At 41.6% G+C, this 16839-nt stretch carries 10 protein-coding genes; all 10 read left to right on the top strand.

From position 1 onward, the window contains the following. The first annotated feature begins 147 nt into the window (after positions 1-147). The 10 genes from VJ786_RS10270 (at position 148) to VJ786_RS10315 (ending at position 16833) form a co-directional block, all read left to right on the top strand. Complete coding sequence (locus VJ786_RS10270) at positions 148-4452, top strand: CusA/CzcA family heavy metal efflux RND transporter (RefSeq protein WP_237235625.1); 4305 nt, start codon at positions 148-150, stop codon at positions 4450-4452. Positions 4453-4460: 8 nt separating this feature from the next. Further along, positions 4461-5720, top strand: a complete 1260-nt coding sequence (locus tag VJ786_RS10275; RefSeq protein WP_227694345.1) for an efflux RND transporter periplasmic adaptor subunit — start codon at positions 4461-4463, stop codon at positions 5718-5720. 11 nt (positions 5721-5731) lie between these two features. Continuing rightward, complete coding sequence (locus VJ786_RS10280; RefSeq protein ID WP_094258248.1) at positions 5732-6154, top strand: Fur family transcriptional regulator; 423 nt, start codon at positions 5732-5734, stop codon at positions 6152-6154. A gap of 47 nt (positions 6155-6201) precedes the next feature. Next, entirely contained in the window at positions 6202-6921 is a 720-nt protein-coding gene (locus VJ786_RS10285) for a transglutaminase-like domain-containing protein (protein ID WP_227694344.1), read from the top strand. Positions 6922-6926: 5 nt separating this feature from the next. Beyond that, the gene (locus VJ786_RS10290; protein WP_227694343.1) at positions 6927-8960 is read left to right on the top strand and encodes a heavy metal translocating P-type ATPase; all 2034 of its coding nucleotides are present in this window, start codon (positions 6927-6929) and stop codon (positions 8958-8960) included. A gap of 876 nt (positions 8961-9836) precedes the next feature. Further along, positions 9837-10403: a DUF3347 domain-containing protein gene (locus VJ786_RS10295; RefSeq protein ID WP_227694342.1), complete on the top strand. Its 567-nt coding sequence runs from the start codon at positions 9837-9839 to the stop codon at positions 10401-10403. A gap of 87 nt (positions 10404-10490) precedes the next feature. Next, positions 10491-10838 carry a hypothetical protein gene (locus VJ786_RS10300; protein ID WP_227694341.1) on the top strand — a complete coding sequence of 116 codons (348 nt, stop codon included), beginning with the start codon at positions 10491-10493 and terminating at the stop codon, positions 10836-10838. A 24-nt stretch (positions 10839-10862) separates the two neighbouring features. Beyond that, a complete protein-coding gene (locus VJ786_RS10305) occupies positions 10863-11435 on the top strand; it encodes a DUF3347 domain-containing protein (protein WP_227694340.1) in 573 nt (190 codons plus the stop codon). Between the two features lie 93 nt (positions 11436-11528). Continuing rightward, positions 11529-15380, top strand: coding sequence for an efflux RND transporter permease subunit (locus tag VJ786_RS10310; protein WP_336557666.1), 3852 nt, complete (start codon positions 11529-11531; stop codon positions 15378-15380). Next, positions 15367-16833: a TolC family protein gene (locus VJ786_RS10315; RefSeq protein WP_336557667.1), complete on the top strand. Its 1467-nt coding sequence runs from the start codon at positions 15367-15369 to the stop codon at positions 16831-16833. The genes VJ786_RS10310 and VJ786_RS10315 overlap by 14 nt, the downstream gene beginning before the upstream one ends. Positions 16834-16839: the final 6 nt, after the last annotated feature.

The raw sequence follows: 16839 nt of genomic DNA on the forward strand, positions 1-16839 counted from the left end.
AGCGTTAGCTTGGTTTTTAGGGTATTTATATTCCCTAAAAACATAATCATTATGATTTTATCATTATTTATCCATCATTAATCATCACAAAAAGTGTTAAATAACATTATAAAATTCTCTATAAAGAATAAGTTCATTATAGGATTAATGACCTTATTACTCATCATTTGGGGGGTATGGAGTGCCACGAAAATCCCCATTGATGCCCAACCTGACATTACAAACAATCAGGTTCAGATTATTACCCTGTCACCAACATTAGCAGGACAGGAGGTGGAGCAACTGGTTACATTTCCTGTAGAGCAAAGTATCGTCAATCTTCCCAAAGTAGAAGAAATAAGAAGTGTTTCGAGGTTTGGACTATCTGTTGTAACCGTAGTGTTTCAAGACAATGTCGATATTTATTTTGCAAGACAGTTGGTAAGCCAACAGCTGAAAGAAGCACAAGACCAGATACCTGATGGAGTTGGAACGCCTGAACTTGCTCCTGTCAGTACAGGTCTTGGCGAAGTGTACCAATACATTCTCCATCCCAAACAAGGAAGCGAAGATAAATATTCTGCAATGGATTTACGGACAATGCAGGATTGGATTGTCGCCAGACAACTTTACGGTACTCCGGGAATTGCAGAAGTTAATAGTTTCGGCGGTCTGCTCAAACAATACGAGGTATCCGTTGACCCTAACCGCATCAAAGCGATGGACGTCAGTATCTCCGATATTTTTACTGCACTCGAAAACAACAACCAAAATACCGGAGGCGCTTATATTGATAAGAAACCCAATGCATACTTCATTCGGGGAATTGGTTTAGTCACTTCACTGGAAGATGTAGGTAATATTGTTGTTAAAAATACGGAAAGTGTTCCGGTATTCATCAAAGATGTAGCAAAAGTACAATTTGGTCACGCTACCCGATACGGAGCAATGACCTATAACGGCGAAGTAGATGCTGTGGGAGGTATTGTAATGATGCTCAAGGGAGAAAACACTGCTACGGTCGTAAAAAACATCAAAGAAAAAATACCGGTTATCCAACAATCTCTACCCGATGATGTGGTCATAGAACCTTATTTGGATAGAATGAACCTGGTAGATAGAGCGATAAGTACTGTCGAAAAAAACCTAATTGAAGGTGCATTAATCGTAATATTTGTATTGATTATCTTCTTAGGGAATTTCAGGGCAGGTTTAATCGTCGCATCAGCTATACCGTTATCAATGCTTTTTGCATTGGGAATGATGAGGTTATTTGGCGTAAGTGCCAACCTGATGAGTTTGGGAGCTATTGATTTCGGATTGATAGTGGACGGTTCGCTGATCGTTGTTGAAGCCACAATGCACCATTTGGGCTTACGGAAATCCACTCAAAAACTTACGCAGGCAGAAATGGACGAGGAGGTGTATGAATCTGCAAGAAAAATCCGTACGAGTGCAGCATTTGGAGAAATCATTATCCTCATTGTTTATATTCCTATCCTTACTTTGGTCGGCATAGAAGGAAAAATGTTTACGCCAATGGCGCAGACCGTAAGTTTCGCCATTTTGGGAGCTTTGATTTTGTCCTTTACCTATATCCCGATGATGAGTGCCTTGTGTCTGTCTAAAAAACCGATTACCAAAAGGAATTTTTCAGACAAAATGATGGACTATCTTCAAGGGGTTTATAAGCCTTTGTTAGAAAAAGCCATTCGGATAAAATATGTGATTATTGCGGTTGCCGTCGGACTTTTTACCATTAGTATATTCCTTTTTTCACGGATGGGCGGAGAGTTCCTGCCAACATTGGGCGAGGGCGATTTTGCTTTCCATTGTATTTTGCCGCAAGGAACATCCTTAAGCCAAAGTCTGGAAACCTCAATGCAGGCATCTAAGATAATCAAGGAGTTTGACGAAGTAAAAATGGTTGTAGGAAAAACGGGGGCTGCCGAAGTACCGACAGACCCGATGCCGCCCGAAGCGACCGACCTGATGATTATTCTTAAACCACAGGACGAATGGAAAACAAAGAAATCGTATGACGAACTTTCCAATGAAATGATGGAGAAACTCGAAGTTATTCCCGGTGTATTCTTTGAAGCCAACCAGCCGATACAGATGAGGTTTAATGAACTGATGACGGGTATCAGGCAAGATGTAGCTGTGAAAATATTCGGAGAGAACCTCGACAGTTTGTTGATTTATGCCAATAAAGCCAATGCCATTATTCAAACGGTAGAGGGTGCAACCGCTCCGCAGGTAGAACGGATAGCAGGTCTTCCACAGATTAATATCGAATACGACCGTACCCGAATAGCCAACTATGGCTTGAATGTACAGGAGATAAACGATATTGTCAGTACTGCGTTTGCAGGTAAATCAGCAGGCGTGGTTTATGAAAATGAGCGTAGATTTGATTTGGTGGTACGGCTTGATGAAGAACACCGCAGTTCTATTGAGGATGTGAGCAATCTGTTTATTCCACTTCCAAACGGAGAGCAGGTTCCACTTTCGCAGGTTGCCAACATTGACTATAAATTAGGTCCTGCACAAATCAGCCGTGAAGGAGGAAAACGAAGGATATATGTCGGATTTAATGTACAAGGGCGGGATGTAGCAAGTGTTGTAGAAGAAATTCAGGATAAGTTGGCTGAACAGGTTAAGCTACCGACAGGATATTATTTTACCTATGGCGGTCAGTTTGAGAACCTCCAAAAAGCTACTGACAGATTACTGATTGCAGTACCTATCGCCCTGCTTTTGATTTTTATCTTATTGTACTTCACGTTTCATTCGTTCAAGGAAGCCGTTTTGGTCTATACAGCTATCCCGATGAGTGCCATTGGAGGTGTGTTTGCCCTATTGTTGAGGGATATGCCATTCAGCATATCAGCAGGTGTAGGGTTTATCGCTTTGTTTGGTGTTGCTGTTCTGAACGGGATTGTACTGATTTCCACATTCAACAGATTGGAAAAAGAGGGTTGGAACGAGATTATCCCGAGAATTATCGAGGGGGCTAAAACAAGACTAAGACCCGTATTAATGACAGCGTCGGTAGCAAGTTTAGGTTTCTTACCGATGGCATTGAGTACAAGTGCGGGTGCAGAAGTACAAAAACCGTTGGCAACGGTCGTTATCGGCGGATTGATGTCAGCAACGGCATTGACGTTATTCGTACTGCCTTTACTATACCTCGTATTTATGAGAAATCATAAGCCTACAAAAAATAATAAAATGAAAGCCATAACACCTATATTGTTACTGTTTACGTTCTTAGGCTTTTCTCAAACCAGTAATGCACAAAATCCTGTAAACGTAGATAGAGCTATCGAAATAGCTATGGAAAATAACCCTCAGCTCCGTTCCAAAAAATTGGAGATTCAATCTACCCAAAGTTTGAGTAAGACAGCATATGAGCTACCGAAAACCGATTTAAATTTCCAATATGGGAATACAGATGGATTTGAGTACAATGACGGTTTCCAAATTTCGCAGACTATACCCTTTCCAACACTTTTTGGGGTAAAGAAAAACCTTGTCAAAGAGCAAGTCAAAGGGCAGGAATGGTCAAAGGCTCTGACAGAAAATGAGCTAAGAAAGCAGGTAAGAACATATTATTATCAGTTAGCGTATCTGGAACATAATGCTTCGGTATTGAAGTATTTGGATAGTATTTATGCAGACTTTATCCGTGTGGCGGAGCTGCGTTATAAAACAGGAGATATAGGGCGGATAGAAGTCAGTACGGCTGTTACCAAAAAGGGGGAAATCAATATATTGCTCCAGCAAAATGAGGTCTTCAGGCAAAATGCCTATCAGAATCTTAAAAACCTGATGCAGACAAAGGAAGATTTTGCCATTGAACCCAAATCAGACTATGAACCATTACTTTTGACTTCTTTCATAGACAGTTCAGCTATTGAAAACCACCCAAGCATCCAGCTATTGTATCAGGAGGCTAAAATCGCTGAACAGAACAAGAAGTTGGAACGGGCAAACAGCCTGCCTGATTTTACGTTCGGTTATAATAATATATCGCTGATAGGAATGCATAGTAGAAACGGCGTGGAACAATTTTACGGCAGAGGACAGCGGTTCAGTTTTGTTGATGTAGGCATAACCATTCCACTCTTTACTACGACCAGAGCGAAAATCCGTTCCCTTGATTATCAAAAACAATCATTGGAACTGAATGCCCAATGGCAACAACAGCAGCTAAAAACGGAGTTGGCAAATGCCCTGAAACAATATGAACAGAATGTTTCACAGTTTACCTATTTCAAGGAGCAGGCACTTCCGAATGCTGATGAAATCATCAATGCGGCAAAGTTAGGGTACAGTACCGGAGATATTTCTTATGTGGAGTACCTCTTTGCCTTGCAGACAACAACCGATATTCAGCTTAATTATCTAAAGAGCATACAGCAAATCAATGAGGCTGTAACGCTTATTCATTCATTAATCAGCAAATAATACAAAATATGAAACGTATCATCAATAATATAGTTTTCAGCGTTTTTCTCCTCGTAGCAATCTTTGCTTTGAACGCCTGTACAAATAAACATACGGAGGACGACGGACATAATCACGGTAGCGAAGCAGCAGCAACAACGGACGAACACGAAGAAGAAAACGTTGCGGTACTGACCGATGAACAGATAAAAGCTGTAGGTATCGAAATCGGGATGATTGAACAGAAACAATTGTCCGCAACATTGAAAGCCAACGGTGGATTGAGAGTACCCAACAGCAACAAGGCAAATGCAACTTCAATGTTTGGCGGCGTTATCAAATCCCTCAATGTGGAGATAGGCGATTTCGTAAAAAAAGGTCAGGTCATCGCCACTATTTCCAATCCGGAATTCATACAATTACAGGAAGAATACCTAAGCATCAATAGCAGGATAGAATTTGCAGAGCAGGAAGTTGCAAGACAAAGAGAGCTGAACGAGGGAAATGCAGGTGCAAAGAAAAACCTGCAAAGTGCCACATCTGAATTGAACACGTTGAGAACACGAAAAGCATCGTTACAACAACAAATCCAAATGATGGGCATTAATCCGGCTTCCCTGTCAAATTCCAGCCTTAAATCCTCGTTGGTCGTTACAAGTCCGATAGGCGGTACGGTAAGTAACGTTTTTGCCAAAATCGGAAGCTATGTAGATGTGTCTTCGCCTATTGCCGAAATAATAGAGAACACAGCATTGCACTTGGACTTACAGGTTTATGAAAAAGATATTCCCCTAATCAAAATAGGTCAGAAAATAGATTTTGTCGTAACCAACAACCCCAATAAGACCCATTCTGCCGAAGTTTATAGTATAGGTTCATCTTTTAGCGGAGAGAGCAAAACCATTGCCGTTCACAGCAGAATTACCGGAGATAAAACAGGATTGATTGACGGAATGAGCATAACCGGAAATGTAAGTTTAGATGATGTATTAAGTACGGCTGTACCCAACGAAGCGGTTGTCAATGCAGACGGGAAATATTACATCTTTTTGGTCAAGGAGCAGGAAGAAGAACCGCACGACCATAAAGAAGATGAGGCTCACGACCACGGTTCGGAAAATGGAACTCAATTTACAAGAATGGAGGTCGTTAAAGGTGCTTCTCAATTGGGTTACACGGCGATAACGCCTGTAAATGAAATTCCACACGGTACACATATCGTGATAAAAGGTGCGTTTTTTGTGAATGCAAAAATGAATGATACCGGAGAACACGGTCACGCTCACTAAAATGGTATATAATGAAAAAAAGCATTGAACAAAAGCTGTTGTCAAAGAACACCAATCCGACCAGTATGCGGATATTGGTATATGATTTCTTGGAGCAACAGCAGACAGCGATGTCCTTATCTGAAATCGAAAGTCATTTCTATAAAGCAGACAGGGTTACGATTTACAGGACTTTGAAAACTTTCGAGGAAAAAGGCATTGTACACAGTATTCAGGAGAACACTACCGTTAAGTATATTTTGTGTCACGATGGGTGTGATGAAGAAACACACAAAGATTGGCACTTACATTTCTATTGTAAAATCTGTAAACAGACAACCTGTAAGGAGGATTTTATAATACCGCAGAATGGAAACCAAAATTACCGTATTGACGAAATAAAACTATTTGGTAAAGGTATTTGCGAGAACTGTTTAAAGGAGAGTTTGCAATAGCATTGCAGGCTCTTCCTGTGTATCTTTGTCATAAATATAAATGTGTTATGGATAACTATCTTAAAGAAACAAAAATCCTTGACTACTCAAACGTTTCTATACAAGAGCTATTGGAACAAAGAGGGTGGAAAGATTTGGGCAATGTTTCAAGAGTTAAAGCCATTTACAATTTTGTCAGGGATGAAATAAAATTTGGCTACAATGTTTCGGACGATATACCTGCATCAGAAATATTGCAGGATGGCTATGGACAGTGCAATACCAAAGCGACTTTGCTAATGACGTTATTAAGAGCAACGGGAATACCTAACCGCATTCACGGTTTTACCATTGACAAAGCCTTGCAAAAAGGAGCTATTACGGGTATTTGGTACAAACTTTCGCCTCAAAACATCTTACATAGCTGGGTAGAAGTATGGGTAAATGAACAGTGGTATTTTTTAGAAGGTGTGATTTTGGATAAACCCTATCTCACCAAATTGCAGGAGCAGAACAGCGATTGCAAAACCACATTTTGTGGTTTCGGGGTTTATACCGATAATTTTGAGAACCCACCGATTGAATGGAACCTCAACAATACGTTTATTCAGGGTAAGGGCATCAATCAGGACTTTGGCGTTTTTGATACACCCGATGAATTTTATTCTAAGCATCAGCAAAAGCTAAATGCGTTAAAGCGATTTGTTTTTCAGTATATCGTGAGGTATATAATGAATAATAACGTAGAAATAATAAGAAATAAAAGTGTAACGAACCTAAAAAATTAAAGGCTATGACAAATACAGACAAAAATCATAAGCATACGTATGATGCACAAGGCAAAATGACTTGTTGCACGCTGGAAGAAAAAATTTACACCGAAGCAGGTGCAAAAGAGCTGGTAAATGAAAAGCATCAACACGACCACGGCGATGATGAAGGACACGACCACAGTCATAGTGAGAGTAGTCCAATTAAAATGTTTTTGCCGAGTATAATATCATTGGTATTGTTGCTTGCTGCCATAGCATTTGATCATTGGCTTCCACAGCAATGGTTTACGGGTTGGGTAAGGATTATTTGGTATGTGGTTGCGTATGCTCCCGTTGGGTTTCCTGTATTGACAGATGCCGTGAAAAGCATCAGAAAAGGGGAAATCTTTTCAGAGTTCTTTTTAATGGGCATTGCCACCATCGGGGCATTTGCCATTGGCGAATATCCCGAGGGCGTTGCCGTGATGTTGTTTTATGCTGTTGGAGAAGTTTTTCAGACAATGGCGGTTTCCAGAGCCAAAGCAAATATCAAATCATTGCTCGACCAAAGACCTGATGAGGTAACGGTTTTAAGAAACGACCAACCCCTAACTGTAAAGGCGGAAACCGTGAATATCGGCGAAATAATACAATTGAAACCGGGAGAAAAATTAGGTTTGGACGGAGAATTATTGTCTGAAACGGCATCGTTCAACACCTCAGCACTCACAGGCGAAAGCAAACCCGACACCAAAGCCAAAGGCGAAACGGTTTTGGCAGGTATGATAAACCTTAATACCGTTGCACAAGTGCAGGTCACAACCGCATATATGGATAGTAAGTTGAGTAAAATTTTGGAATTGGTACAAAATGCTACTTCACAAAAAGCACCAACGGAATTATTTATCCGCAAGTTTGCGAAAATATATACCCCTATAGTGGTACTGTTAGCGGTCGCTATCTGTGTGCTGCCTTACTTTTTCGTAGCTGATTATGAGTTTAGGGATTGGTTGTACAGGGCTTTGGTATTCTTAGTTATTTCTTGTCCTTGTGCCTTAGTAATCAGTATTCCATTGGGTTATTTCGGTGGCATTGGAGCAGCGAGCAAAAACGGAATACTGTTCAAAGGAAGTAACTTTTTAGATAGCCTTTCCAATATCCAAAATGTGGTAATGGATAAAACGGGTACAATGACAGAGGGTGTTTTCAAGGTTCAAGAAGTGGTATTTGACAAAGCGTTCATTCAAGATGAAATTTTGCAATTGGTCAATGTATTGGAAAGCCACAGTACGCACCCCGTAGCGACAGCTATTCACGAATACGTGGGGGAACTGGATAATACAATCCGCTTAGAAAATACAGAGGAAATTGCTGGACACGGGCTGAAATCAACCGTAAATGGTAAAGACTTGTTGGTTGGAAATTTCAAGCTGATGAACAAGTTTGGAATACAATACGACTTAGATCCGAACAGCATCGTTTATACGACCATTGCCGTTGCTTACGATAACAAATTTGTCGGTTACATTACGATTGCCGACAGTATCAAAGAAGATGCAGAGAAAACCATCCGTTTATTGCATAAACTCAATGTGAAAGCAACTATGCTTAGCGGAGATAAAAGTACAGTGGTAAAGTATGTAGCGGAGCAGTTGGGGATAGATAATGCTTTTGGGGATTTATTGCCCGAAGATAAAGTAAACAGGGTTAAAGAAATTAAAGCCAAAGACGAAAGCGTTGCTTTCGTCGGCGACGGCGTGAACGATGCTCCCGTTGTGGCGTTGAGCGACGTAGGTATCGCAATGGGCGGTTTGGGAAGCGATGCCACTATTGAAACGGCAGATGTGGTCATACAAGACGATAAGCCGAGCAAAATCCCAATGGCAATCAATATTGGAAAAAAGACAAAGAAAATCGTTTGGCAAAATATCACATTGGCATTTGTGGTAAAAGGAATTGTATTGGTGCTTGGTGCAGGTGGATTGGCTACAATGTGGGAAGCCGTTTTTGCTGATGTGGGCGTGGCGTTATTGGCTATTCTTAATGCGGTACGAATACAGCGGATGAAATTTTAAAGGACGTCAATTTATAAGTATTGAAAAGAAAACAGAAAATACGCAAAAAGAAATATATAAAGGTATTCAACCGAAGCGACTTAATGTCTTTGGACATCAGTGACGACAACCTTGTTGATGTAAGAACCATTTATATAGGTTGAAGCATGCTTCTGAAAACCCCGTAACCGGGCGTATGGGTGTATTCGATATTATTGAGTGAAAGATTTAAAAGAACACTAGCAGGAAATGTAACTGACACTATAATGCTCATGGAATAAAAATAAATGGCGGATAAGAGAAACTTATCTGCCATTTATTTCAAAAAAACGAACCGGTTTGAAAAATATCATTATCTTTGCAATAGTTTTTTTGTTTTTTACATGTTAAAAAGGATAAACATATTAATGATTATATGCTTATTGGGCTTTTTTATAATCCCAATGCAATCCTATGCGTGTAAATCGCATTCCAAAGAAATTGTTATCAAGGAGAAGTCATGTTGCAGTGCCAACAAGCAGCATCATTCAGAAGATCAATGTGAGAAAGACTGCTGTAAGTCTAAGGATGACACGAGCAATGAATGCTCTGGAAATTGTGGACCTACGTCCTGCCACAGCTCTTCTAATAGTTTTTCTGCAACACCCCCATTTTTTAGGAACGTTCAAAATCCTGTTTTTTCTAAAAGTAAAAAATCATACCCTTTATACAAAGAACCCTTTTATTCTACAGGGGAATCTTCCATTTGGCAACCGCCTAAAATAAGTTAAATTAGTACTGTATAGCCATAGGTGTGCGAAATCGGTTGATTTTGCACCTATCCGCAATACATGTTTTATTAAAAGCCAGATCTGGCTTTTGATTATTTACCATTTTTAATACTTAATAAGGTTCCAAATGAAATCAATATCAAAAATATTGATGGTAATCACCGTATTACTATCCGCAGCAAACAGCTTTGCGCAAAACCAGAACGAGCAACATCACAACCATGGTGGAACAGCTCAAGCAAAGAATATTCCGTCACAAAATTTATCACAATTACATGCCGTATTTGACAAGTATTTTTCCATAAAAGATGCTTTGATAAACGCAGATGTAAATATAGCATCTTCAAATGCTACTGAATTAGCCACAGTTATTAAAACAGTGGATATGGGTGAACTTTCTCCCAAAGAGCATACCGTATGGATGAAGGTCATGAAGGAACTGTCTTTAAACACAGAAAACATCTCGAAATCGAAAGACGTCGTAAAGCAACGGAGGGCATTTGCCCTACTTTCTAAGAATGTCTATGAATTGGCAAACGCATCAAAGCAAAAAACAACTATGTACTACCAAAACTGCCCGATGTACAACGATGGCAAAGGTGCAACTTGGTTAAGTAAAAGTACGGATATCAAAAACCCGTATTACGGTTCAAAAATGCTGACCTGCGGTAGTACTATTGAAAAATTAAATTAGTCAGCCATTATGAGATGTCTATTGATTGGGATCGTTACTTCTATTGTAGTCATATTTAGTTCATGCAACAACAACCCTACACTAAAGGTGCAAGACAATACATATACTTCAAAAAGCTCAAATACAAATACCCGTGACCACAATGCCTTTGAAATGGGCGATGTAGTTCCGTCGGAAGAGGTATGCATGGTCAACAATGCATACATGGGCAAAAAACAATTTGAGGTAAATTTTGAAGGAAAAATATATTACGGATGTTGCCAGATGTGTAAAGAACGTATTCCAAAAGATCCTTCTACACGCGTTGCCATAGATCCATTTTCCAAAAAGCAGATAGATAAAGCGACTGCTATAATAGCAATTACGGGCAACAACGGGGAAGTATCATATTTTGAAAATAATACTACATATACAAATTACATAAATCAATTTTAATTATTAAAAACAGAAATCATGACAATGAAACATTTATTTGTAGGCTTACTAGCCTCATCCGTATTGACCTTGGCAGCATGCAATGGCGCTTCTGAAAAAAAATCAGAAAGCGACGTCCATACTGAAACAACGGTATCCAACGAAAGCAACGCTGCAAGCGACCAGGGAACTTTTTCGGAACTTTTTTCCCATTACCAGCACCTGACTTTTGCTTTGTCTTCCGATAATGATAAAGAAGCCGCAAATGCAGCTAAAGGCATGCTGGAAGCACTCCCCAAGATTAATACCGAGGGCTTTAGTGCAGAACAGAAAAGCACCTTCGATGACATCGCTGCTGATATTCAGGAACATTCGGAGCACATAGGTGATAACATAGGCAATATCGCTCATCAAAGAGAACATTTAGTGATCTTGAGCAAGGATTTTTATGATATAACAAAAGAATTCGGCACCGAAAAGCCCATGTACAAGATTTTTTGCTCGATGTACGATGACAACAAAGGAGCATATTGGTTAAGCGATAGCAAAGAGGTCAAAAACCCTTACTATGGTGAAGATATGCTAACATGTGGTGAAGTTCAGGAAGAACTGAAGTAAAAACGCTGATTAAGATTTGAAATTCAAATATCAGGTACCGGTCGATTTCTGTAGGCTGGTATCTGATATTAAAATGTAAACAATGTATATGTTATGCTTAAAAAAATTATCAAATATTTTTTGGAGAACCGAGTAATAACACTGTTATTACTTGTGGTTGTCCTTATATGGGGGCTGATTACAGCGCCCTTTAATTGGCATCAAAATGCGTTGCCGAGCGATCCTGTGCCGGTCGATGCGATTCCGAACATTGGGGAGAACCAGCAAATTGTGGCGACCGAATGGATGGGGAGGTCTCCCAAAGATATACAGGAACAGATTACCTATCCACTCACGACCTCCTTACTGGGCATCCCCGGCGTAAAAACAATCCGGAGCAGTTCGATGTTCGGCATGTCCTTCCTCTATGTCATTTTTGAAGAGGATGTTGAGTTTTATTGGAGCCGTTCCCGTATTCTGGAAAAACTGAATTCATTGCCTGCCGGCACATTACCATCCGATGTAACGCCCACGCTCGGGCCGGATGCCACTGCTTTGGGGCAGGTCTTTTGGTATACACTGGAGGGACGCAATCCCGAAACCGGAAAACCTACAGGAGGCTGGGACCCCGATGAGCTGCGCACGATTCAGGATTTCTATGCCAAATATAATTTGGCAGCATCAGAGGGGGTTTCCGAAGTGGCTTCCATCGGAGGTTTCGTAAAAGAATACCAAGTCGATATCAATCCAGATGCGATGCGCGCATACAATGTATCCGTAATGGATATCATGTCGGCTATCCAAAACAGCAACCTGGATATCGGTGCAGAGACGATCGAAATAAACAAAGCGGAATATCTGGTGCGTGGATTGGGCTACCTTAAAAGTGTCCAGGATCTGGAAGATGCCGTAGTGGCTGTGCGCAATAATGTTCCCGTAAAGATAAAAGACGTTGGGTTTGTCAATTTGGGACCCTCCACACGACGCGGTGGATTGGATAAGGAAGGCGTGGAAGCAGTTGGCGGTGTAGTAGTTGCCCGGCATGGAACCAACCCCATGGAAGTCATCAATAATGTCAAGGCGAAGATCAAAGAAATGGAGGCAGGTTTCCCTCAAAAAACATTAGAGGATGGGACTATTTCAAAAGTCACCGTCGTTCCGTTTTATGACCGCTCGGGTTTAATCCAGGAAACCATCGGGACGCTGGAAAATGCTTTAGCACACGAAATCCTGATCTGTATTATCGTTGTGATCGTGCTGGTGATCAACCTGCGAGCATCGATTCTTATATCCAGTATCTTGCCCATCGGTGTGTTGGCGACTTTCATTATTATGAAACAGATGGATGTAGAAGCGAACATCGTTGCTCTTTCGGGTATCGCCATTGCCATTGGTGTTATGGTTGATGTTGGGATTGTCTTTATCGAAAGCATACTACGCCATATGGATGAAGAAAAAGCCAAGGGTGTTGAGAGTCGGGGGAAAGCCTTTGTAAACTTGATTTCCACCGCTGTTGCGGAAGTGTCGGGTGCTTTGTCAACGGCGATGCTCACCACGATCATCAGCTTTTTACCTGTTTTTATGATGGAAGCACAAGAAGGTAAGTTGTTCGGTCCCTTGGCATACACCAAAACCTTTGCTTTGGTTTCAGCCTTTGTGTTAGGCATTTTTATCTTGCCAACACTGGCTTATTATATATTTTCAATCCGTATCAATGGGAGTAAAGTTCGCCGGATAGCCAACTACGTTTTGGTGGTTGCCGGTATCGCTCTTTGGATCTATACAGGTGTTTTTGTCGCGTTCGCATTGACTTTGATCGGAGTCAACAACCTGTTTACACCAAGATGGAAAGGAGAAAAAATTGCCAACTACGTTAATGTAGCTATCACACTTTTTGTAGCGATGTATTACCTGACGGTTGAGTGGCTGCCGCTCGGCACGCAGGCAAGCACCACACTTAACTTTGTGTTCGTATTCTTTGCCATTGGTTCCATCCTGGGAATGTTATGGGCATTGGTGATCTATTACGAACAGATCCTGCGTTGGTCACTTTCCAACCGGTGGAAATTCATGGCCATCCCTATCATTACTTTATTATTCGGAATGTTAGCATGGATGGGCGTAGAGAAGAGTTTTGGTTTTGTTGCAAATGGCTTCGAAAAGACAGGTTGGAAATCATTTCGGGAGACTGCCTTCTGGCAAAAATCCACCGAAACATTTCCCGGTATCGGGGAGGAATTTATGCCAAGCCTCAATGAAGGTTCTTTCCTTTTGATGCCCACCAGTATGCCGCATACTGGGATTGAACAAAACCTGCAATTGATCAGAACACTTGATAAACGTATTCAAAACATACCGGAAGTCGAACTTATCGTAGGAAAATGGGGCCGTGTGAATTCTGCACTTGATCCGGCTCCTACACAGATGTTTGAAAATACGATCAATTATATCCCGGAATTTTATCTGGATGAAGACGGGCATCGTGAAAGGTTCAAGGTAAACAGTTCCGGAGAATTCGTGTTGAAAGGTGACAAGACCTATGCTGTTTCCGATGGTTTCCGTTCCATACCACGGGACAGTCTGATTGAAGATAAAAGCGGAAAATTTTTCCGCAGATGGCGTCCTGAAATTAAAAAGGCCGACGATATATGGCAAGAGGTCGTCAATGTTTCCCATCTGCCCGGATTGACTTCCGCTCCTAAGTTGCAACCGATAGAAGCGAGAATGGTAATGCTTTCTACGGGAATGAGGGCTCCGATGGGGCTAAAGGTTTCGGGTCCGGATCTGGAGTCGATTGAAATCGGTGGCAAGGCCTTGGAAGCAGCCTTAAAGGATGTTCCATCTGTTATGCCATCGACCGTTTTCTACGACAGGGCTGTTGGTGCACCCTATATCGAAATCCATCTGAACCGGGATAGAATGGCCAGATACGGTATTACCGTTGCCGAGCTTCAAGAAGTAATCAGTGCGGCAGTCGGCGGTATGACGTTGACCACTACAGTCGAAGGCCGGGAACGGTTTCCCGTTCGCCTGCGCTACCCACGAGAATTACGGGATGACCCGGATGCGTTGCGAAAAATAATCATTCCGACAGCTACAGGAGCTCAGATTCCATTGGGGGATGTGGTGGATGTTGAATATGCCAAGGGCGCTCAGATGATCCAAAGTGAAAATACCTTTTTGTTGGGTTATGTAATCTTTGATAAAAAAAGTGGCATAGCGGAAGTCGACGTAGTATACGAAGCGGATCAACTCCTAAAGGAAAAAATAGCGTCTGGAGAACTCGATTTACCCAACGGGGTGACGTATAAGTTTGCCGGAAATTATGAACAGCAAGAACGTGCCGCAAAAAGGCTAATGCTTATTATACCACTGAGTTTGTTAGCCATTTTAGTAATTCTCTACTTTCAGTTCCGAACGGTTACAGCATCGTTAATTCATTTTTCCGGTGTTTTTGTAGCACTTGCAGGTGGCTTTATTTTATTATGGCTTTACGGGCAGCCCTGGTTTATGGACTTCTCTGTCGGAGGGACAAATATGAGGGATCTGTTCCAGATGCACAGCATCAATCTCAGCATTGCCGTTTGGGTAGGATTTATCGCCCTGTTCGGACTGGCGACGAGTGATGGTGTATTAATGGGAACATACATCCACGATACATTTGAAGCACGGAACCCCAGAACAAAAGATGAAATACGGGAAGCAGTCATATACGCAGGCTTAAAGCGTGTCAGACCGGCAGCGATGACCACTGCTACAGCACTGATCGCCTTACTGCCTGTCCTGACCTCTACCGGTAAAGGTGCGGAAATCATGGTACCAATGGCCATCCCGACTTTCGGCGGCATGCTGATCCAATCCATGACCATGTTTGTAGTCCCGGTATTCCAGTGCTGGTGGAGGGAATCTGCCACGAAAAAAGAAAATAGAAAAAATAATAAAAATATAGCGAATGAAAACGAATAAGATAAATCGGTATATAACCGTGGCTGTATTAACAAGCTTAAGCATTTTTTCGCAAGCTTTAGCCCAAGACTACCCCACCGATTCGCTGTCCTATTATATACAAGTCGCAATCGAAAATAATCCGGGTGTAAAATCACAAAAGTATGCGCATGAGGCATACCTTGAAAAAATTCCGCAAGCCGGAGCATACCAAGACCCGGAATTGTCCATGGAAGCATATACGATGCCTATGGAAATTATAGGAGGGCGTTCTATTGGAAATGTAAGCTTGATGCAGATGTTCCCATGGTTTGGCACGAGAAAAGCAGCTCGCACAGAGGCTACACATATGGCCAATATGCAAGATCAACAGTATCGGGAAGCCATAAATAATCTGATCCTTCAGGTCAGCACACAGTGGTACACGATGCAAAAATTGAACGAGCAACTCAAGAATAATCAGGAAAACCAAGTGTTTCTAAAACAATTGGAACAATTGGCAATACGGAAATTCTCTGCGCCCTCAAGCACCTCACAATCAAGTGTAGCACCCGTCGTAAGCAGTAATACGCCTTCCTCACCAACCAGATCTAGTGCTTCATCGGGTATGGGAGGGATGAGTATGGGAGGAGGCAATTCAGCTCCTGCTACTAATCAGAATATGAGTATGCCGTCCGGTGGTGGCATGGGAGCAATGGAAGGTGGCTCCGGATCGGGTATGTCAGAGGTGCTTCGTATCCAATTGGAAATTGTCGAAATTGAAAATAACATTGAAAGTTTACATGCTCAGATTAAAGCCGAAAAAGCAAAATTCAATGCATTGTTGAATCGGGAAGCAACTGAAAAGGTCATGCTGGGACAAGAGATCCACAAGCTGATTTTTTTATATAGCGAGGAAGAGGCACTAAGGGTTATTGAGACAAACAATCCCATGCTTGAAATGATTGCCGAAGAAGGCTTGGCATTTAAGGCAAAAGCGGAAATGGATCGGAAAATGAGTTATCCCATGATTGGTATCGGTGTGGAATACATGGTTGTGGGAAGGACGAATAATTCAATGCTGGCCATGGACGGGATGAACGGTAAGGATATGGTCATGCCTATGGTTTCAGTGAGCCTGCCGCTCTTCCGTAAAAAATACAATGCCCAGCAAAACGAAAGCAGGCTATGGCGAAAATCAAGCGAAGAGAACTTTAAAAACACCTTCAACACTTTGAAAAGCGAGTTTTACAGTCTCACAAGCCAACTGGATGATGCTCAGCGTGCCATCGAGCTGTACGAAAAACAAACTACGCTCGCCCAAACGACATATAACCTGATCGTAAAAGAGTTCGTTACAGGCAAAAGTGACTTGACCAACGTTATTCAGGTGCAGCGGCAATTATTGGATTATCAGCTTAGGAAAGCTGAGGCCCTTGCAAACTATAATACGATGGTTGTGTCAATAAAAAAATTATTAGCAGACCATAAATAATGCAAT

Source organism: Sphingobacterium tenebrionis, from assembly GCF_037126265.1.
Lineage (GTDB): Bacteria > Bacteroidota > Bacteroidia > Sphingobacteriales > Sphingobacteriaceae > Sphingobacterium > Sphingobacterium tenebrionis.